This window comes from Streptomyces sp. NPDC002643 (genome assembly GCF_053592555.1).
The window spans coordinates 83,113-103,973 of the sequence record NZ_JBSFVY010000010.1 but is presented as its reverse complement, the minus strand read 5'-3'; the positions used below and the strand labels follow the sequence as shown (position 1 = coordinate 103,973).

At 69.5% G+C, this 20,861-nt stretch carries 15 protein-coding genes; 4 read left to right on the top strand and 11 right to left on the bottom strand.

The genetic code is table 11. The features are described from left to right. Positions 1-101: 101 nt before the first annotated feature. The 9 genes from ACWD4G_RS17205 to ACWD4G_RS17165 all read right to left on the bottom strand — a co-directional run bounded on the left by ACWD4G_RS17205 (position 102) and on the right by ACWD4G_RS17165 (position 10,143). Complete coding sequence (locus ACWD4G_RS17205) at positions 102-818, bottom strand: ABC transporter ATP-binding protein (RefSeq protein WP_451294093.1); 717 nt, start codon at positions 816-818, stop codon at positions 102-104. Further along, positions 815-1,723 (bottom strand): ABC transporter ATP-binding protein, encoded by a 909-nt coding sequence (locus ACWD4G_RS17200; RefSeq protein WP_451294091.1) that lies wholly within the window; start codon positions 1,721-1,723, stop codon positions 815-817. Before ACWD4G_RS17200 ends, ACWD4G_RS17205 begins: the two co-directional genes overlap by 4 nt. A gap of 3 nt (positions 1,724-1,726) precedes the next feature. Continuing rightward, positions 1,727-3,547 (bottom strand): branched-chain amino acid ABC transporter permease, encoded by a 1,821-nt coding sequence (locus ACWD4G_RS17195; protein ID WP_451294089.1) that lies wholly within the window; start codon positions 3,545-3,547, stop codon positions 1,727-1,729. A gap of 5 nt (positions 3,548-3,552) precedes the next feature. After that, positions 3,553-4,485, bottom strand: coding sequence for a branched-chain amino acid ABC transporter permease (locus ACWD4G_RS17190; protein WP_451294087.1), 933 nt, complete (start codon positions 4,483-4,485; stop codon positions 3,553-3,555). A gap of 110 nt (positions 4,486-4,595) precedes the next feature. Continuing rightward, positions 4,596-5,825: a branched-chain amino acid ABC transporter substrate-binding protein gene (locus ACWD4G_RS17185; protein ID WP_451294085.1), complete on the bottom strand. Its 1,230-nt coding sequence runs from the start codon at positions 5,823-5,825 to the stop codon at positions 4,596-4,598. 281 nt (positions 5,826-6,106) lie between these two features. Continuing rightward, positions 6,107-6,739, bottom strand: a complete 633-nt coding sequence (locus ACWD4G_RS17180; RefSeq protein ID WP_451294083.1) for a Tat pathway signal sequence domain protein — start codon at positions 6,737-6,739, stop codon at positions 6,107-6,109. Further along, positions 6,736-7,137, bottom strand: a complete 402-nt coding sequence (locus ACWD4G_RS17175) for a hypothetical protein (protein ID WP_451294081.1) — start codon at positions 7,135-7,137, stop codon at positions 6,736-6,738. The genes ACWD4G_RS17180 and ACWD4G_RS17175 overlap by 4 nt, the downstream gene beginning before the upstream one ends. Positions 7,138-7,169: 32 nt before the next feature. Next, positions 7,170-7,655, bottom strand: coding sequence for a hotdog fold thioesterase (locus tag ACWD4G_RS17170; protein WP_451294079.1), 486 nt, complete (start codon positions 7,653-7,655; stop codon positions 7,170-7,172). A 184-nt stretch (positions 7,656-7,839) separates the two neighbouring features. Beyond that, complete coding sequence (locus tag ACWD4G_RS17165; RefSeq protein WP_451294077.1) at positions 7,840-10,143, bottom strand: FdhF/YdeP family oxidoreductase; 2,304 nt, start codon at positions 10,141-10,143, stop codon at positions 7,840-7,842. Positions 10,144-10,347: 204 nt separating this feature from the next. Between ACWD4G_RS17165 and polA the strand changes: the two genes are divergently transcribed. Continuing rightward, positions 10,348-13,074: a DNA polymerase I gene (polA, locus tag ACWD4G_RS17160; protein WP_451294075.1), complete on the top strand. Its 2,727-nt coding sequence runs from the start codon at positions 10,348-10,350 to the stop codon at positions 13,072-13,074. Between the two features lie 651 nt (positions 13,075-13,725). Here polA and ACWD4G_RS17155 read toward each other — a convergent pair. After that, a complete protein-coding gene (locus ACWD4G_RS17155; protein WP_451294073.1) occupies positions 13,726-14,577 on the bottom strand; it encodes a DUF4184 family protein in 852 nt (283 codons plus the stop codon). 447 nt (positions 14,578-15,024) lie between these two features. Between ACWD4G_RS17155 and ACWD4G_RS17150 the strand changes: the two genes are divergently transcribed. The 3 genes from ACWD4G_RS17150 (at position 15,025) to ACWD4G_RS17140 (ending at position 18,160) form a co-directional block, all read left to right on the top strand. Next, on the top strand, positions 15,025-16,815 hold the full coding sequence (locus ACWD4G_RS17150) for a lytic transglycosylase domain-containing protein (protein WP_451294071.1): 1,791 nt from the start codon (positions 15,025-15,027) through the stop codon (positions 16,813-16,815). Between the two features lie 169 nt (positions 16,816-16,984). Further along, positions 16,985-17,119 carry an SPW_0924 family protein gene (locus tag ACWD4G_RS17145; protein WP_451294069.1) on the top strand — a complete coding sequence of 45 codons (135 nt, stop codon included), beginning with the start codon at positions 16,985-16,987 and terminating at the stop codon, positions 17,117-17,119. A 48-nt stretch (positions 17,120-17,167) separates the two neighbouring features. Beyond that, entirely contained in the window at positions 17,168-18,160 is a 993-nt protein-coding gene (locus ACWD4G_RS17140; RefSeq protein WP_451294067.1) for a DUF3068 domain-containing protein, read from the top strand. 55 nt (positions 18,161-18,215) lie between these two features. Here the strand turns inward: ACWD4G_RS17140 and hrpB are convergent, their stop codons facing one another. Then, entirely contained in the window at positions 18,216-20,810 is a 2,595-nt protein-coding gene (hrpB, locus tag ACWD4G_RS17135) for an ATP-dependent helicase HrpB (RefSeq protein WP_451294065.1), read from the bottom strand. Between the last annotated feature and the right edge of the window lie 51 nt (positions 20,811-20,861).

Below are 20,861 nucleotides of genomic sequence, written 5' to 3'. Positions count from 1 at the left end.
GCGCTCCCCGCGCCGGGCCACTACGTATCCGCCCGCGGCCCCCCCCCCCCCGCTCGGGCGCGCGGGCCTCGCCGTATACGTATGTGGTGCCGTGTTGGACGTCAGTCCTCGCCGAGGTACGCCTTGCGGACCGATTCGTCGGTCAGCAGGTCGGAGCCGGTGCCGGAGAGGACGATGTTGCCGACTTCCATGACGTGGCCTTGGTCGGCGAGGGAGAGGGCGGCTTGGGCGTTCTGCTCGACGAGCAGGATGGTGGTGCCCTGGGCTTTGAGTTCGGCGATGGTGGCCATGATCTTCTGCATCATGATCGGCGAGAGGCCCATGGAGGGCTCGTCGAGCATGAGGAGCTTCGGCTGGGACATGAGCGCCCGGCCCATGGCGAGCATCTGCTGTTCACCGCCGGACAGTGTGCCTGCGGCCTGCTTCCTGCGTTCGCCCAGGATGGGGAAGAGGTCGTAGGCGCGTTGGATGTCCTTTTCGATGCCGGGTTTGTCGCTGCGGAGGAAGGCGCCGAGGCGGAGGTTGTCCTCGATGGTCATGCGGGGGAAGATGTGGCGCCCTTCGGGGGAGTGGGCGAGTCCCAGCGAGACGATGTTGTGTGCGGGGACTTTCTTCAGCGATTTGCCGTTGAACTTGATCTGGCCGCCAGCGGGCTTCAACAGACCCGACAGGGTGCGCAGAGTTGTGGTCTTACCGGCTCCGTTGGTGCCGATGAGGGTGACGACTTCGCCGGCGTTGACTTTGAAGGAGATGCCTTTGACGGCTTCGATCTTGCCGTAGGCGACCCGGAGGTTTTCGACTTCGAGTAGTGCGGTCATCGGTCGTTCTCCTTGCCGGGCGCGGCGTCGGTGGGGGCCTCGGCGTGTGCTTCGGCGGCTTCGACTTCCGCGATTTCCTCCTTGCCGGGGGCGTCTTCGAAGGGTTCGCCGAGGTAGGCGGCGACGACGCGTTCGTCGCCTTGGACGGTGGCGCTGTCGCCTTCGACGAGTTTTTCGCCTTGGACGAGGACGGCGACGCGGTCGCAGAGGTTGAAGATGAACCGCATGTCGTGCTCGATGACGAGGACGGCGATGCCCTTGTCGCGGATGGCGAAGACGAGTTCTTCGGTGGCCCTCGTCTCCTGGGGGTTCATGCCGGCCGTTGGTTCGTCGAGCAGCAGGAGACCGGGTTCGCTCGCCAGGGCGCGCGCGATCTCCAGCTTGCGTTGCTCACCGTAGGGCAGGTTCCTGGCGAGGTGTTCGGCTTTCTCGGCGAGGCCGACGAATTCCAGGAGTTCCATGGCGCGTTCGCGAGACGCGGCCTCGGCCTTGTGGAAGCCGGGGCCGCGCAGCAACGCTGACCAGAGGCCTTCCTTGGTCCGCGTGTGGCGGCCGACGAGCACGTTTTCCAGGACCGTCATGTTGGCGAACAGTCGGATGTTCTGGAAGGTGCGGGCGATGCCGGCGGCCGTGACCTTGAAGGATTTGGGCGGTAGGACTTGGCCTTTGTAGCGGACTTCGCCTTCGGTGGGGATGTAGAGGCCGGTGAGGCAGTTGAAGAAGGTGGTTTTGCCGGCGCCGTTGGGGCCGATGAGGCCGACGATCTCGCCGCTGTTGACGGTGAGGTTGACGTTGCGTACGGCGGTGAGGCCGCCGAAGCGCATGGTGACGCCTCGGGCGTCGAGGACGGTTTCGCCGGGTGTGGTGGCGCCGGTGGTGTCCTTGGTGGTGGTGTCGGTGGTCATGGGTCAGGCCCCTGCCTTGCTGAGGACTGTGGGTGCTTCGGCTTCTTCGTGGAATTCGAGTTGGCGTCGCCGGTTGGGGATGAGGCCTTCTGGGCGGAAGCGCATGAGGAGTACGAGGGCGAGGCCGAAGGCGAAGAGTTGGAGGTCGCCGAGGAACTGGAGCTTGGCGGGGATGAGGTAGAGCAGTGCGGCGCCGACGAGGGGGCCGCTGATGGTGCCCATGCCGCCGAGGACGACGGCTGCGAGGAGGAATGCCGAGTTCGGTGGGACGACGTGGGCGAACTGGTACTGCTCGGGGGTGACGGTGTAGGTCACGTGTGCCTGCACGGTGCCGGCGAGGCCGGCGAGGGCGGCGCCGAGGGCGAAGGCGATGAGTTTGACGCGGAAGCCGTTGATGCCCATGGCGAGTGCGGCTGTCTCGTCTTCGCGGATGGCGATCCAGGCGCGGCCGATGCGGGAGTCGCTGCTGCGTCGGAAGACCACTACGACGACGAGCGTGATGAGGAGCATCAGGAAGAAGTAGTTGGCGAACCGGGCGATGGTGAAGCCGGCGATGGTGTGTTCGGCGCCGAAGTCGAACCCGAGGATGTTGAGGTTGGGGATGGAGGAGATGCCGTTGGAGCCGTTGGTGATGTCGGGGCCGGAGGTGCCGTCCATGTTGAGGACGGCGAGGCGGAAGATCTCTCCGAAGCCGAGGGTGACGATGGCGAGGTAGTCGCCGCGGAGTCGGAGGGTGGGTGCGCCGATGATGACGCCGAAGATCATGGCGACGACGGCGCCGAGGATGGCGGAGGCCCAGAAGGGGAGGTGGACGTCGAAGGGGGAGGAGGGGGAGCCGGAGACCATGGCTGCGGTGTAGGCGCCGACGCCGAGGAAGGCGACGTATCCGAGGTCGAGGAGGCCGGCGAGGCCGACGACGATGTTGAGGCCGAGGGCGACGGTGGCGAAGATGAGGATGTAGACGCCGATGGTCGCGTATTGGTCGTTGGTCTGGGTGAAGGGGAATGCGGCGGCGGCGACGAATGCGCCGATCATGGTGACGTTGCGGTGTTTGGCTGTGATCGCGGAGATGCGGTTGACGAGGCCGGCTTTGGCGACGGCTGCGAAGCCGAAGCCCGCGGTGATGAGGAAGCCGACGAAGAGTTCGTCGTATTCGGTGCCGATGCCGTAGGTGAAGACGGTCAGGCCGAGGGCCATCGCGGCGACGATGATGAGGATTTCGGCGTAGGCGGGGAGCTTGGGTGCCGGGCCGGGGTTGCCGGTGGCGAAGCAGGCTTTGACGATGGACCAGCTGTTGCGGGCGCTGAGGGTGAACTCTTCCCAGGGGGTGTCCTCGGGGTCGGCGAGTTCGGGTTGCGGTCGTTCGAACGGTAGGGCGAGTGCGCCGAGGAGGGCGGTGAGGGTGGCGATGGCCGCGACGTAGCCGCCGGGTTCGAGGTTGACGAGTCCGCCGAGTTCGACGCTGATCGCGAGGATCGTGTACCAGGCGGTGACGAAGGTGCCGAGTGCGGCGAGTTTGATGGCGCTGTCGGCGCCTGCGGGGATGAGCCAGCGCAGGGGTGTGATGCCGTAGGAGGCGAGGCCGAAGAGTGCGGTGAGGGCGCCGCCGATGAGGACGAGGACTTGGAGGCCGCCGGGGTAGCCGTAGACGGTGAGGTTGCCGGGGAAGGCGGCGGTCCAGGTCCAGGAGAGGAAGGTGGAGATGACGGCGAGGGCGCCGCCGCCGGTGGCGAGGGCGCGGCCGGTGTTTTCGGGGAGGGCGACGAGGCCTCGGGGGGTGGTGGGCTTGGTGGTGCCCGTGGTCGCGGTGGTTTGTGTGGTCATCGGTGTCACGCCCTGTCCGCCACGCGCTCGCCGAGCAGGCCTTGTGGCCTGAACAGGAGTACGAGGATGAGGAGTACGAACGCCCAGACGTTGGCCCAGGACTGGCTGCCGAACTGTTCCATGCCGGGGATGTCGGCGATGTAGGCGGTGGAGAGGGCTTCGGCGAGGCCGAGGACGACGCCGCCGAGCATGGCGCCGTAGATGTTGCCGATGCCGCCGAGGACGGCGGCGGTGAAGGCCTTGAGGCCGAGGATGAAGCCCATGCGGAATTGGACTTGGCCGTATTTGAGGCCGTAGGCGACGGCTCCGACGGCGGCGAAGGCGGCGCCGAGGGCGAACGCGATCACGATGATGCGGTCGGTGTTGATGCCCATGAGCTTGGCGGTGTCGGGGTCCTGGGCGGTGGCCTGCATGCCGCGGCCGGTGCGGGTCTTCATGACGAAGTAGGCGAGGATCGCCATGCTGATGGGGGCGGCGATGAGCAGGAAGATGTCGCCGGTCTGGATGGTGACGTTGCCGATTTCGAAGGGTCCGCCGTCGATCTGGGGGAAGTTGACGGATTCCTTGGCGTCGGGGTACCAGGCCCAGACGGCTTGCTGGAGCGCGAGGGAGAGGCCGATGGCGGTGATGAGGGGTGCCAGGCGTGGTGCGCTGCGCAGGGGGCGGTAGGCGAGTCTTTCGGCGCCTACGGCTGCGAGGACGGCGACGATGATGCCGCCGATGAGCATGAGGGGGAGTGCGACCCACATGGTGGTGCCGTCGGGCAGTACGTACAGGTAGACCGTGATGGCCCCGAAGCCGCCCAGCATGAAGATTTCACCGTGGGCGAAGTTGATGAGCTGGACGATGCCATAGACCATCGTGTAGCCGATGGCGACCAGCCCGTACATTGATCCTAGTAGCAGGCCGTTGACCAGCTGCTGCGGCAGTTCGTTCACCGCATGTCCTCCGAGTTTTTCGGATGTTCGACGAATGTGACCGGATGTGAGTCCGCGCGGGGCGCTTGGTGGTGCAGCGCCCCGCGCGGCTCATGTGTGTGCGGGTTGGTTCAGCCGGTGTAGGTGCCGGACTTGACCGCCTTCCACTCGCCGCCTTCGACCTTGTAGACGGTGAGCTGCTTGTTGGTCGTGTCGCCGTATTCGTCGAAGGAGACCTTGCCGGTCACGCCGTCGAAGGAGACGTTCTGCATGGCTTCGGTGATCTTCGCGCGGGCGTCGTCGGGGAGCTTGCCGTCGTTGTCCTCGACGACCTTCTTGACGGCTTCGATGATGGCCCAGGCGGAGTCGTAGGAGTAGCCGCCGTAGGCCGCGTAGGGCTCCTTGTAGCCTTCGGCCTTGTAGTTGGCGACGAAGTCCTTGGCGGAGGCGAGTTCCTCGACGGGGGCGCCGACGGAGGTGGAGAAGTCGCCGGTGGCGGCGCTGCCGCCGAGGTCCATGTAGGCGGGGTTGTTGATGCCGTCGCCGCCGGCGACGGGGATGTTGGCGCCCGCGGCCTTGATCTGCTTGGTGAGGGGGCCGGCCTGGGGGTATTCGCCGCCGTAGTAGACGACGTCGGCGCCGGAGGACTTGACCTTGGTGGCGACCGCGGAGAAGTCCTTGGTCTCGGGGTCGATGTGTTCGGTGCCGACGACTTCGCCGCCGAGCTTTTCGAATTCCTTGGTGAAGGTGCCGGCGAGGCCCGCGCCGTAGGTCTTCTTGTCGTCGATGACGAAGACCTTCTTCTTCTTGGCGTCGTTGTAGAGGTACTGCGCGGCGAACGGGCCCTGGATGGCGTCCGTGGTCGCGGTGCGGAAGTACGACTTGTAGGGGCGGACCTTCTCGGTCTCCCACTTGGCGCCCTGGGTGAGGGTGGGGCCGGTGTTGGCGGGGGAGACCTCGACGAGCTTGGCGTCGTCGAAGACCTTCTGCATGGATTCGGCGACGGAGGAGTTCAGCGGGCCGACGACACCGAGGACGTCGTCGTTGGCGACGAAGGTGGCGGCGTTCTGCTGGCCGGAGGAGGGCTGGGCCTGGTCGTCGAGGGCTTCGATCTTGAAGGTGATGCCTTCGACGTACTTCTCCTTGTTGGCCGTCTTCACCGCGAGGTCGGCGGAGTTCTTGATGCCCAGGCCCATGGCGGAGAGGTCACCGGTGAGCGGGGCGTCGACGCCGATGACGACGGTGGTGCCGCTGCCCGCGTCCGAGCCGCTGTTGCCCTCGTCGCGCGAGCCGCAGGCGGTGAGTGTGAGTGCTCCCGCCGCCAGCGCGGCGGTGATGGCTATGAGCGAACGTTGACGCACGATGAGTCCTTTCCCTGGCACGGCCCTTCCTGTTTGGAAGCGGCCGGGTCGCGCTGGGCCGAAGAGGTGTCGACTTCGATTCCGGTGGCGCGGTGACTGGGCGTGACTCTAAGCGTGTGTGGGGAACGTGTAGGAGAGTCTGACCAAGGCTGTGACGCTCTTGTTATGACACGAGGTAATGCAGAGCGGTACTCAGAGGGTGGATGCGCGGAATTCTGGCCGATTCGCCCTGTCCGCATGGTGAGAACGCGCAGGATCGGCGGGGGTCTGTTCAGGAGTGTTCACGTTTTTGGTGATGACGTGGAATCGTTGCCGCAGGCGACCTGGAGGGCGCTGGAGAGGTCGTGGGCATAGCGATCGCCCAGGATGAAACTGTGCTCTTCCATTGCGCGTGTATTACGTAGAGTTACGTCCAGGAAAGGCAGTCCGGCGTTCTCCGGCGCTTTCCCGCATTCCGTGACGCGCATGGTGACAACGATCTTGCGCGAGTCGTCCCGCCCGGTCCGGAACGGGGCGCTCGGGTCCGTGGTCAGCGAGATCCCGGCATACGGCTGGCGCATCCGCTCCACGGTGACCGGAGGGCCCAGGCGCACTTTCAGTTCCATCTCGAAGACGAATGTCCTGTTCCCGGCGTCCGGGCTCGTGGTCACCGGTCCCAGGTAGAGAACGCCGACGGCCTGGGAGGGGTAGGGCGCGAGGGGTGGTGGCGTCGGCTCGGGCCGGGTGGCGTACAGATAGCCGCCCCCGGCGAGGGCGACGAGACCGGCCGTCACCACGAGGGCGGTACGGCGGTGCCGGGTGTACGTGAGTGCCAGGCGTCCGGCGGGGGGCGGTGGCGGGGCCTGGCCGTCCGGCTCGTGGACCTCCCGCGCGCGCGTGCCCTCGCCCGGTTCCACGGGGCCGACGCCGCTCATCGCCAGGGCCTGTCGCCGGGCCCGCCGTCGCGGTACCACTTCGCGCAGCCTTCGCGCGCCCGGGTGTCGATCAGCCGCTCCGCCGCGTCCGGGCCCTGCCGTCTCTCCTCGGCCCGGGCGGCGTCGACGACCTCGCGCAGGATGTCGTACTGCCCGTTGGACAGCCCCATCGACTGGTAGTCCCCGTAGGTGTCGCCGTACAGCACCTCGCGCGACCAGTGCGCCACGAGTTTCGTACACAACTCCTCGGGCGGTGTGGCCGACGGCGAGGCGGGGGGCGATATGGTCGCCCGTGTCCCGGCCGACCCGTCCGGCTGCCCGCATCCGGTGAGCAGCGCACCGGCCAGCAGCACCGGCCCGAGCGCGGACCCCCGCCCCAACGCTCTGTGCGTCCCCATGTCTTGACGCTAGAGCCTGCCCGTCGGCCTTGTCAGCCCGCTGTCGCCCGCTGTGCGTCGGTCGGTGTCACAGCGCGCAGCAGGCAGGTCAGCCGGGCCGTGCACACCCGCTTGCCCGCCTCGTCGCTGACGACGACCTCGTACGTCGCCGTGGTGCGGCCCCGGTGCAGGGGTGTGGCGACGCCGGTGACGAGCCCGGAGCGTACGCCCCGGTGGTGGGTGCAGTTGAGGTCGACACCGACGGCGATCTTGGAGCTGCCGGCGTGCAGCATGGAGCCGACCGAGCCCAGCGTCTCGGCGAGCACGGCGGACGCGCCGCCGTGCAGCAGTCCGTACGGCTGGGTGTTGCCCTCGACGGGCATGGTGCCGACGACGCGGTCGGCCGAGGCCTCCACGATCTCGACGCCCATACGGGTGCCCAGGTGCCCCGCGGAGAACATCGCGACCAGGTCGATGCCGAGTGCGGCGTACTCGTCTATGACCTCTTGCGGGAACTTCACGTGGTGCTGCTCGCCCATGGGGGCTCCGTTCGTCGTCGGCCGGTCGACAGATGACAACTATTGATATCTGTTAGCTGATGTCTGATATCTGACATCCGTTATCCGTTATCCGGCATCCGTTGTCTGACATCCGTTATCTGGCATCTGCTATCGGGCAGTTGTCATCTGTCATCCGTCGCTTGTCACTCTCCTGAGCGAACGCTCAGTCGGTGGACGATTGTTCCAGACGGACCACGACGGACTTGCTGGCCGGGGTGTTGCTCGTATCGGCGGTGGCGTCCAGGGGCACCAGGACATTCGTCTCGGGGTAGTAGGCGGCCGCGCAGCCGCGGGCCGTCGGGTAGTGCACGACCCGGAAACCGGGAGCGCGCCGTTCGACGCCGTCCTTCCACTCGCCCACGAGATCGACGTACGACCCGTCGGCGATACGCAGGGCGGCGGCGTCCTCGGGGTTCACCAGGACGACCCGGCGGCCGTTCCTGATGCCCCGGTAGCGGTCGTCCAGGCCGTAGATGGTGGTGTTGTACTGGTCGTGCGAGCGCAGGGTCTGCAGCAGCAGCCGGCCCTCGGGCAGCTCGGGGTACTCGACGGGGGCGGCGGTGAAGTTGGCCTTGCCGGTGGCGGTGGGGAAGCGGCGCTCGTCGCGCGGGGCGTGCGGGAGGGCGAAGCCGGAAGGGTCGGACACGCGCGCGTTGAAGTCGTGGAAACCGGGCACCACGCGCGCGATGCGGTCGCGGATCGTCGCGTAGTCCTTCTCGAACTCCTCCCACGGTGTGCGGCTGTCCTCCCCGAGGACGCGACGGGCGAGGCGGCACACGATCGCCGGCTCGGACAGCAGTTGCCCGCTCGCGGGTTCCAGACGGCCGCGTGAGGCGTGGACCATGCCCATGGAGTCCTCGACGGTCACGAACTGCTCGCCACCGTCCTGCAGATCGCGCTCGGTGCGGCCCAGCGTGGGCAGGATCAGGGCACGCGCGCCCGTGACGGCGTGCGAGCGGTTCAGCTTCGTCGACACATGCACGGTGAGGCGGGCCCCGCGCATGGCGGCCTCCGTGACCTCCGTGTCGGGGGACGCCGACACGAAGTTGCCGCCCATGGCGAAGAACACCTTCGCCTTGTCGTCGCGCATGGCCCGGATGGCCCGTACGACGTCATAGCCGTGCCCCCGGGGAGGCGCGAAGCCGAACTCCTTCTCCAGGGCGTCCAGGAAGGCCGGGGCGGGCCGCTCGAAGATGCCCATGGTGCGGTCGCCCTGCACGTTCGAGTGGCCGCGCACCGGGCACACACCGGCGCCGGGGCGGCCGATGTTGCCGCGCAGCAGAAGGAAGTTGACCACCTCGCGGATGGTGGGCACCGCGTGCTTGTGCTGGGTGAGGCCCATGGCCCAGCAGACGATGGTCCGCTTCGAGGCGAGGACCATGCGCAGCGCTTCCTCGATCCGCTCCCGGGTGAGACCGGTCGCGGCGAGCGTCTCGTCCCAGTCGGCGGCACGGGCGGCCTCGGCGAACTCCTCGAACCCGTGGGTGTGTTCACGGACGAACGCCTCGTCCACGGCGCCGGACCCCGCGCCGGAGGCGCTTTCGTGCTCAGCCAGGATCAGCTTGTTGAGGAGACGGAGCAGGGCCTGGTCGCCGCCGATGCGGATCTGCAGGAACAGATCGGTGAGGGCGGCGCCCTTGAGCATGCCCTGCGGGGTCTGCGGGTTCTTGAACCGCTCCAGTCCCGCCTCGGGCAGCGGATTGACCGTGATGATCCTCGCGCCGCCCGCCTTGGCCTTCTCCAGCGCGGAGAGCATTCGAGGGTGGTTCGTCCCCGGGTTCTGCCCGGCGACGATGATCAGGTCGGCCTTGTAGAGGTCCTCCAGCAGGACGCTGCCCTTGCCGATGCCGATCGTCTCGGAGAGCGCCGAGCCCGATGACTCGTGGCACATGTTGGAGCAGTCCGGCAGGTTGTTCGTACCGAACTCGCGGGCGAACAACTGGTACAGGAACGCGGCCTCGTTGCTGGTGCGGCCCGAGGTGTAGAAGAGGGCCTCGTCGGGGGAGTCGAGCGCGTGCAGTTCCTCGGCGACGATGTCGAAGGCCCGCTCCCAGGACACCGGCTCGTACTGGTCGCCCCCTTCGGGGAGATACACGGGGTGGGTGAGCCGCCCCTGCTGCCCGAGCCAGTAACCACTGCGTGTGGCGAGATCGGCGACGGTGTGGGCGGCGAAGAACTCCGGGGTGACCCGGCGCAGCGTCGCCTCCTCGGCGACGGCCTTGGCGCCGTTCTCGCAGAACTCCGCGGCATGCCGGTGATCGGGCTCGGGCCAGGCGCAGCCCGGGCAGTCGAAGCCGTCCTTCTGGTTGACCCGCAGCAGCGTCAGCGCGGTCCGCCTGACACCCATCTGCTGTTGCGCCATCCGCAAGGTGTGCCCGATGGCGGGAAGCCCCGCCGCCGCGTGCTGTGGCTCCGCGACCTGCGGCGCGTCCTGAACCGGATCAGTCTTGGGTGCCTTGCCGGCCATCCCCGCTCCCCACTCGCGAACAGTGCATCGGGCATGAGTTACATCTCCGATCCTCCCACGCGCCGCCGACAACGATCGAGAGCGGGAACGATCAAGAACGAGGTCCTGGCGATCAAGAAGGAGGACCCTCCGCCCGCTGCTCCCGGCGGTGGGCGTCTGGTACCCGGGGCCCGAGTGTCAGTGGTCCGTGGCAGGATCGGGGTCGTGGCAGAGACAGCATCGAAGAAGACCGAGAACACCCCTGGCGGCGCGCGTCCCCGGCTCATGCTCATGGACGGGCACTCGCTGGCCTACCGCGCGTTCTTCGCGCTGCCCGCGGAGAACTTCACGACCGCGACGGGCCAGCCGACCAACGCGATCTACGGCTTCGCGTCGATGCTGGCGAACACGCTGCGCGACGAGGCGCCCACACACTTCGCGGTCGCCTTCGACGTCTCCCGCAAGACCTGGCGCTCCGAGGAGTTCACCGAGTACAAGGCGAACCGCTCGAAGACCCCGGACGAGTTCAAGGGCCAGGTCGAGCTGATCGGCGAGCTGCTGGACGCGATGCACGCGGTCCGCTTCGCCGTCGACGGCTACGAGGCCGACGACATCATCGCCACCCTCGCCACCCAGGCCGAGGCCGACGGCTTCGAGGTCCTCATCGTCACCGGCGACCGGGACTCCTTCCAGCTGGTCTCCGAGCACACCACGGTGCTGTACCCGACGAAGGGCGTCTCGGAGCTGACCCGGTTCACCCCGGAGAAGGTGTTCGAGAAGTACGGCCTCACTCCGGCCCAGTACCCGGACTTCGCGGCCCTGCGCGGCGACCCGTCGGACAACCTCCCCGGCATCCCCGGCGTCGGTGAGAAGACGGCCGCGAAGTGGATCAACCAGTTCGGTTCGTTCGCGGAGTTGGTCGAGCGCGTCGAGGAGGTCAAGGGCAAGGCTGGTCAGAACCTCCGCGACCACCTGGAGGCCGTCAAGCTCAACCGTCGTCTCACGGAGATGGTCCGCACGGTCGAACTGCCCAAGGGGGTCGCCGACTTGGAGCGCGCCGCGTACGACCGCAAGGCCGTGGCGATGGTCCTGGACACCCTGGAGATCCGCAACCCGTCGCTGCGTGAGCGTCTGCTGGCCGTCGACCCGGGCGCCGAGGAGGCCGACGCGGCGCAGCCACCGGCCGAGGGCGTCGAGGTGGACGGCACGGTGCTCGGCTCCGGCGAGCTGGCCCCCTGGCTCACCGAGCACGGCACGGCCGCCCTCGGCGTGGCCACGGTCGACGCCTGGGCGCTCGGCTCGGGCTCGGTCGCGGAGATCGCGCTCGCCGCGGCCGGGGGAGCGGCGGCCTGGTTCGACCCGACGCAGCTGGACGAGGCGGACGAGACCGCGTGGGCGGCCTGGCTCGCCGACACCGCGAAGCCGAAGGTGTTCCACAACGCCAAGGGCGCGATGCGGGTCTTCGCCGAGCACGGCTGGAGCGTCGACGGCGTCTCCATGGACACCGCGCTCGCCGCCTACCTCGTCAAGCCGGGCCGCCGCTCCTTCGACCTGGACGCGCTGTCCCTGGAGTACCTGGGCCGCGAGCTGGCCCCGGCCGCCACCGCCGACGGACAGCTGGCGTTCGGCGCGGACGAGGGCGCCGAGGCGGAAGCCCTCATGGTGCAGGCCCGCGCGATCCTCGACCTCGGCGAGGCCTTCGAGGAGCGCCTGAAGGAAGTGGGCGCCGCCGGCCTCCTGCGCGATGTGGAGCTGCCCACCTCCGCGCTCCTCGCCCGTATGGAGCGGCACGGCATCGCGGCGGACAGGGCCCACCTGGAGGCCATGGAACAGATGTTCGCGGGCGCTGTGCAGCAGGCGGTGAAGGAGGCGCACGCGGCGGCCGGGCACGAGTTCAACCTGGGCTCGCCCAAGCAGCTCCAGGAGGTCCTCTTCGGCGAACTGGGCCTGCCGAAGACCAAGCGCACGAAGACCGGCTACACCACGGACGCGGACGCCCTGGCCTGGCTGGCGACCCAGACCGAGAACGAACTGCCGGTCATCATGCTCCGCCACCGCGAGCAGGCCAAGCTCCGCGTCACCGTCGAGGGCCTGATCAAGACGATCGCCGCCGACGGCCGTATCCACACCACGTTCAACCAGACGGTCGCCGCCACCGGCCGCCTCTCCTCCGTCGACCCGAACCTGCAGAACATCCCGGTCCGCACCGACGAGGGCCGGGCCATCCGCCGCGGCTTCGTCGTCGGCGAGGGCTTCGAATCCCTCATGACGGCCGACTACAGCCAGATCGAACTGCGTGTGATGGCCCACCTCTCCGAGGACGAGGGCCTCATCGAGGCGTTCACCTCGGGCGAGGACCTGCACACCACGGCCGCCGCCCAGGTCTTCGGCGTCGCGCCCGACGCGGTCGACGCCGAGATGCGCCGCAAGATCAAGGCGATGTCGTACGGCCTCGCCTACGGCCTGTCGGCGTTCGGCCTCTCCCAGCAGCTGAACATCGACGCCGGCGAGGCGCGCACCCTGATGGACGCCTACTTCGAGCGCTACGGAGGCGTACGGGACTACCTCCACCGGGTCGTGAACGAGGCGCGTGCCACCGGCTACACGGCGACGCTCTTCGGACGCCGCCGCTATCTCCCCGACCTCAACAGCGACAACCGCCAGCGTCGCGAGGCCGCCGAGCGCATGGCCCTCAACGCCCCCATCCAGGGCACCGCCGCCGACATCGTCAAGATCGCCATGCTCAACGTCGGCCGCGCCCTCGACAGCGCGGGCCTCACCTCCCGGATGCTCCTTCAGGTCCACGACGAAATCGTCCTGGAGATCGCCCCCGGCGAGCGTGCCGAAGCCAAAGCCCTGGTCCGCCGGGAAATGGCCGACGCCGTCCACCTCAGCGTCCCCCTGGGCGTCTCCATCGGCGACGGCCCGGACTGGGAATCAGCAGCCCACTAGCCCCGACAGCCACCGCACCCGAACAACCAGTGGGCCCGCCCCCGCAAGGCAGCGGGCCCACCCCAAGGCCCCCCGCCGCCGATGAGCGGCTCATCCCGATTCAGCCCTCCACACTGATCAGCCGCTCACCCTCATTACCCCGTCCAATGACACTCCGCCGCGACGGCGAGCAACCCTTACGGCGGCGCCCGGTGGTGCCGAACCGACCTGCGCCCTGGGCGGCCTCCAGCACACGCCGCCCATCCCACCGGCCCCGCCGTGCCGACCCCTCCCCACCAGGCCGAACCCCTCCCCGCCGACCTGCGCCCCTGCCCATCGCCGTCACCCACTTGGCCCTCACCAAGGCGCCCCCGGCGGACCGGCGGCGACAGGATGCCCGCATGGGCATACGCACGCTCCGCCGCCGTACCGCGACAGCTGCCAGCCGCCGCCCCTGGACGGAGGTCCGCCTCCCCTGGGTGCACACCCGCGTCAGAAGGGCGCACGCCGGCCTCAGACGCGCTCAGGTCCACCTCAACCGCGCGAGGTCCCGCCTCCCCTGGGCCCTCACCCACCCGCTCCCGGCCCTGCTGGGCCACGTACCGCCGTACGCCCCCGGCGCGGCCACCCGTCGCATCCCCAGCCGCACCGTCGCACGCCGCCGCCCCTCCTTCACCGGCGCACGGAACTGTCCGCCGCCTCGACACGGAGCGTCGTGGCGGGAGCCGGGCGCCACACCCTGACGCCCACGCCGTAGAGCACCACCCCGACCACCAGCCCGGCGCCCGCCCCGAAGCACAGGGTCGGGATCACCTCGTACGGCTTGGCGACGGCCCCCCAGTACGCCCACCAGCGGGCCACCCGATGCGCGGCCGCGAGCGCCGCGCATCCCCCGATGACGAGCCCCGCCACCCACCGGTCGGCGGAGGACAGCACCGGCACCCCCGTGGCCCCTTCCGCCGGCGGCCGCTGTCGCCGCAGCGCGAGGACGACGAACACGGCGATGACGACGGCCGCGACCGCCGAGCCGCCGTACTGCAGATACCAGTACAGGGGCGAGCCCGCGATCTCCTCACCGAGGACGGGGAACAGCCGCATCCCCCACCGGTCGAGATGCGTGAACGCGTCCCAGACGACATGGGTGAGCGCCCCGAGCACGGCGGAGACGTACCACCACAGGAGAAGGGACGGACCAACCGGCCGTACACCCCTCCCGCAGCGCACCAGCGCCGCCACCCGCGTCTGCCGCCCTCTCGGCAGCAGCGCGACGAGCGGTTCGCGCAGCACCAGCCACAGCCCCACCAACGCCCAGGCGAGGAGGGCGTCGACGGTGAAGACCCCGGCGAACGAGTGCGTGACATCGCCGAACTCCATGGCCCCGGGCAGCACACTCGCCGCGTAGTAGGTCAGGTCGGGCGCGAACGAACCGGCGACGAGCACCGACGGCACCAGTGGTCCGCGTCCGGAACCGTCCCCGCGCAGGGCGGGCAGTACGGCGGCGGCATGGCTGAGTGTGAAGGGCAAGTCATCCCCCTGTGACGTCCTTTGATCGGGTTCGTACACCCGGCGATCATCGGCCGCCAGTATGCGTGACGGAGACGGACATCTCCGGGATTCTCGCGGAGGTCGAAGCGAGGTCGAAGCGACGTCGAAGCGAGGCCGAAGACGCCCGAGCGGCGAGCGACAGCAAACCGATAAGGTCAATTGCCGAAAATCGGGCACGAACGGGTGTCTGCGCGACGGAAGTTGTCGTAGGGTCGCCTGGGTCGCCGTGCCGGTGGGTAGGGGGGGCCGCCGGGAAACCGGAATCGGAAGGCCGGATCGGGGCAACCAAAACCGGAAGTCCGGAGTCGGTGTACCAGAGCGGGGAAAGCGGTCCGGGAAAAACCGGAGAAGCGCCGCGAAGTACCTGAGACGGCACCAAAACGGAAGAACGCCAAGGCGATCGACCACCCGGGAGGGGTTCACTCAATGGCGGCGCAGTTCGGTTTGAGGCTCCGCAAGGGAGCGTGGACCAGCGCTCTGGCCGCGGCCACGGTGGCGGCACTGGCCGCCTCCCAGGCCCCCGGGGTGGTCACGGACAGCGCCGGCAGACAGACGACCGGCTCGCCCTCGCCCGATGTGACCTCCCCCGCCGAGGACACCGCGTCCGGCAACTCGCGCTACTACACGGACCTTCCGCCCCTCGACAGCCCCACCCCGACCACCGGCACGGACGACGACTCGTCCACGATCGGCGGCGGCGAGCGCGGCATACCCGCGACCGTCCTCGACGCCTACAAGAAGGCCGAGGCATCCCTGCGCGACTCCAAGCCCGGCTGCAACCTGCCCTGGCAACTCCTCGCCGCCATCGGCAAGGTCGAGTCCGGCCAGGCCAGCGGCGGCCGGGTGGACGCCGAGGGCACGACGTACACGAAGATCCTCGGCCCGGTCCTCAACGGCGGCGCGTTCGCCAACATCAGCGACACCGACAACGGCGCGTACGACGGCGACTCCACGTACGACCGGGCGGTCGGCCCCATGCAGTTCATCCCCTCCACCTGGGAGTGGGCGGGCCGCGACGGCAACGGCGACGGAGCCAAGGACCCCAACAACATCTACGACGCCGCCCTCGCCGCCGGCAACTACCTCTGCCGCTTCGACTGGGACCTGTCCGACACCGGCGATCTCCGCCGCGCGATCCTCAGCTACAACAACTCGACGGAGTACTACAACACCGTCATGTCGTGGCTGGAGTACTACCGCAAGGGCACCCACGAGATCCCGGACGGCACCGGCTCGCTGCCCCAGACGCCCAGCGACAACAACGACGACAACGACAGCAACAGCTCCAGCGGCAACAACAGCGGTGGCAGCAACGGCAACAGCGACGGCAACGGCTCCTCCGACGACCCGAAGACGAGCCCCAGCCCGACGCCGCCGAAGACGGAAGAGCCCGCCGACGACAAGCCGGAGGGCGGCACGACCACCCCGGCGCCGCCGACCACCGACCCGCCCAGCGAGCCGCCGGCCGATCCGACGACACCCACCGACACGGTGGACCACCTGGAGAACGCCGGTACGGCCACGACCCTCACGGCGATGGCCGGTGACACCTTCGCCGAGAAGATCACCGCCCGCTCCGAGACCAAGGCGGGCGACGCCGTGGCGAAGGTCCGGCTCCGCTTCACCATCGTCGGCGACACGGACACCACCTTCACCGGCGGCGAGTCCGTCGCCACCATCGTCACCAACAGCGCCGGCCAGGCCACCGCCCCCGCGCTCGTGGCCGGTGAGAAGACCGGCGCGTTCACGGTCCGCGTGACCGTCGTGGGCCGCACGGTGACCGCCCTCGACTACAAGGCGACCGTCATCGCCCGCCAGGCCGACGCCCTCACCCGTACGACGGCGACCGAGCTGACCTGCGTGCCGAACGGCGAGTTCGCCGAGCAGGTCGAGGTCAAGGCCACCTACCAGGGCGGGATCGCCGACAAGGTCGCGGTCAAGGCGACCCTCATCAAGTCGGTCCTCGACATCACCGAGAACGACAAGGGCCCCTACTTCAAGGACGCCGACGGCAACCCCGTACGCACCCTGAGCGGCCTGGAGACCGATGCCGACGGCCTGCTCAAGCTGCCCAAGCTGTACTCGGACGACGCCGAGGGGACGTTCATGCTCCGCCTCGAAACCGAGGGCGGCGCGACCTTGAACGTCACCTTGAAGGTGGAAGCCCCGGCCCCGACCGAGACCACGTCCGAGAGCCCGAGCGCCAGCGCTTCGTAGCGCCGCACCCTCCTCCGTAGCTCTTCCGTACCCACTCGTACGGCCGCGGCGGCGCCCCTCCTCCGGGAGGGTGCCGCCGCCGTGTGTGAAACCTGTTCTCATCTCACCCGACCGTTGCTACGGTGCCCGACCTGACGACCTATCAGTTCCTGTTGGTCGGGAGGCCCGTATGCGTGCCGTAGTCGCCGCCGTGACCGGTCTCGCTCTCGCGTGCGTGCTGGCGTTCACCATCACGGCGCTGGGCTCACCGACCGGCGAGACATCCCCGAAGCCCTTGCTGACGACGGTGCCCGCGCATCCCTAGGCGCAGGGCCCGCACATCCGTGGCCAACCACCTGGGAGGGAGGCCGAGATGCGCCGCAAGGCCGGCCTGATCCTGCTCGCGCTCGCCGTGTTCTTCACGGCGCTGTCCCCACTGCTGCGCTGGTACGTCTTCCCGCGCGTCGCCAAGGTCCCCGCGAACCAGTACCAGGAGATGGTCCTGGAGGCGAAGGACGCGACCCTCCTCGACTACGGCACGATGACCGAGCGGACCGTTCCTGAGGTCACCATCGTGCAGACCCTCAGGGGCAACGTCGAGGCGTCCGAGAAGATCGAGCGGACGACCGACCGGGACGTGGTCGTCTGGGACGGGCTGTCCTATGTCCAGGACTCCGACGGCGAGATGGTCTCCAAGATCCCCGAGCGCTACATCTTCGACGCCCACACTCAGGAACCCGTCCACGCCCGGGGTGAGATGGTCGACGGCGACCCCGTGAAACGAGAGGGTTTGGAATTCAAATGGCCCTTCCTCACGGAGAAACGCGACTACGAGTACTTCGACGCGCAGGCAAGGGTGACCACCCCCATCCACTACAAGGGCACCCAGGACTTCCGGGGCGTGGAGGTCTACTACTTCGAACAGACCATCCCCTGGACCGAGGTCCCCTTCCCCCGCGTGATGCCCGTGGAGGGCATCACACGTGAGACGGTCGCCGAGACGGGCACGACCCGCTGGTACACCACGGTCCGCAAGTTCTGGGTCGAGCCGGTGACCGGTGCCCCCGTCTACGGCGAGGAGATCCACAAGGAGGAACTCCGCGGCGGCTCACTCCTCGGCGACCGCGAGAAGGTCACCGCCTTCGCCGGCCATGTGAAGATGCGCGAGGACTTCATCGAACACACCGTCGACCTCGTCAAGTCCCAGCGCGTCTATGTCCTCCTGCTGACCTCGTACCTGCCCTGGGGCTCCCTGGGCCTCGGCATCCTCCTCCTGGCCCTCGCCCTGTACGTCGAGGCCCGCGGCCGCGGGCCCGGAGCCGCCGAGCCCACCAAGCCGCCGGCACCGGAGCCGGTGAGCGCCTGAGCGGGGATTGCTGTCCGACTCGGTCAGCGTTCGAGCGGGGTGTCGTCCTACGCGGTCAGCGCCTGAGACGGGCGTTGGTGTGCCGGGTGGCCTCGGCGGTCGCCGGGTCCTCGGGCCACGGATGCTTGGGATACCGGCCGCGCAGTTCCGCTCGCACGGCCCGGTAACCGTCCTTCCAGAACGAGGCCAGATCGGCGGTGACGGCGGCGGGCCGCCCGGCCGGTGACAACAGATGCACCAGCACCGGGACCCCCGCCAGCACCGGCGACTCCCGCAGCCCGAACATCTCCTGCAACTTCACCGCGAGCACAGGCTGTTCGGGCCGCGTGTAGTCCACCCGGACCCGCGAGCCACTGGGCACCTCGATCCGCTCCGGCGCCAGCTCATCAAGCCGTATGGCCTCCCCGCCGGCCCACGGCAACAGCCGCTTCAGCGCCTCCCCGGCATCGATCCGCCCGAGATCGGCCCGCCGCCGTGCACGGCTCAACTCCGGCTCCAACCAGTCGTCCACGCGCGCGTGCAGGGCGTCGTCGGACACATCGGGCCAGGGCTCACCGAGACGCAGACGCACAAACGCGAGCCGCTGACGCAACCGCTCCGCATCCGGCGACCACCGCAACAGGCCCAGCCCCTCACTGCGCAACCCCTCCAGCAGGGCATCCCGTACGGCGCCGGGCTCGACGTCCCCGACCGGCCGTACGGCCAACTCCACGGCCCCGAGCCGCTCGACCCGCCGGGCGACGACATCCCCGTCCCGCCACCCCACCTCGACGCCCTCACGCAGGAGCCCCCGGGCAGCCTGCCGCGCGACGCCCTCGTCCACGGCCACCCCGAGCCGCACGCGAGCGTGCCCGACCCCGACCCCGCGATCAGCCACGGCAACAGCGACCCACTCGGCGCCACGCAACCCCGACCCGTCCCCCACCTCGGCCCGAGTCCCGGAAGCCATGAGAAACGACCCCCCACCCCCGCGAGCCACCCGCTCAGGAAACGCCAACCCCACAACAACCCCGACCCCCCGTTCCTCCCCGGCACCCGCCCACCCAGCGGCCTGACGGTCACCGGGGGCGGACGGAGCGTCGCCGCACGGTTCGCCCGGGGAGGGGTCATGGGTGGAATGCGGGTGGGAAAGGAACCGCGCCGCAGGCGCGGGCCGCAGGCGCCGGACTTCCGCTCGCCAGCGTGCCGCGTAGGTGTCCCCGCCACGCCGAGCGCGGCGTAGCGCGGCGGCCAGGTCGTCGCCGTACTCCCGCGGCGGCTCCTCGCTCAGCAGGGCCACCACCTCCGCCGCCAGATCGGCGCCCACCAACGGCGTCGCGTCCAGCAGGGCCCGCGCCAGCCGGGGGTGCAGGCCGAGGCGGGACATGCGTACGCCTCGTCCGGTGGCCCGCCCGCCGACGTCGACCGCGCCCACGGCGGCGAGAACCTCCCGCGCCGCCGCCATCGCCCCACTCGGCGGCGCATCCAGGAGCGCCAGACCAGAGGCGTCCGGATCGCCCCAGCAAGCCGCCTGCAGGGCGAACGCGGCGAGGTCGGCCACTTTGATCTCCGGCGCCGGAAAACGAGGCAGACGGGCATCCTCAGCCTCAGTCCAGCACCGGTAGACGACTCCCGGCGCCTCACGCCCGGCCCGCCCCGCCCGCTGCCGCCCGGCCGCCTGCGAGGCCCGTACGGTCGTCAAGGCGCTCAACCCGCGCGCGTGGTCGACGCGCGGCTCCCGGGCGAGCCCCGAATCGACGACCACCCGAACCCCGGGCACCGTCAGCGACGACTCCGCCACCGAGGTCGCCAGCACCACTCGTCGCCGTTCCCCACCGGCCAGCACGGCGTCCTGCACGGCCGCCGGAGCCCGCCCGTGCACCTGGAGCACATCCACATCACCGAGGCCGTCCGCCCCCGCCAGCCGCCCGGCCACCCGCGCGATCTCACCCACACCGGGCAGGAAGCACAGCACATCCCCGGAACGCTCGGCCAACGCCCGCCGCACCACCGACGCCACATGCGTCAACAGCGCCGGCTCCACCCGCATCCCGTGCGGCGGCCGTACCGGACGGGCGGGCGGCGCCCACACCACCTCGACCGGATACGACACCCCCTGCGCCGCGACCACCGGCGCACCGCCCAACAGCCGGGCCCAGCCCTCCGCGTCCGTCGTCGCCGACGCGGCCACCAGCCGCAGCTCGGGCCGCAGCGCCTCCCGTACGTCGAGCAGGAACGCCGCCACCGTGTCCGCGTCCAGATGACGCTCGTGGCACTCGTCGAGCACCACCACATCGACACCCGGCAACTCCTGGTCCCGCTGCAACCGTTGCAGCAGTACACCGGTCGTGACGACCTCCACGCGCGCGTGCCGTCCGACGACCCGCTCGCCGCGCACCGTGTAGCCGACGCTCTCGCCGACCTTCTCACCCAGCAGCCACGCCATCCGCCGGGCCGCCGCCCGCGCCGCGATCCGCCGAGGCTCGGCCACGACCACCCGCCGCACCGGACCGCCGTCCAGAAGCCCCGCCAGCGCCAACGGCACCAGCGTCGTCTTGCCGGTCCCCGGCGGAGCCACCAGCACCGCGCTCCCGTGCGTCTCCAGGGCGTCGTCGAGACCGGGCAGGGCGCCGCGCACGGGCAGCGCGTCCAGGGCGTCGTCACGGATCACGCCCCCAGTGTCGTACGACGACTCCTCAAGCCGTACGCCCGCGAAAACGCC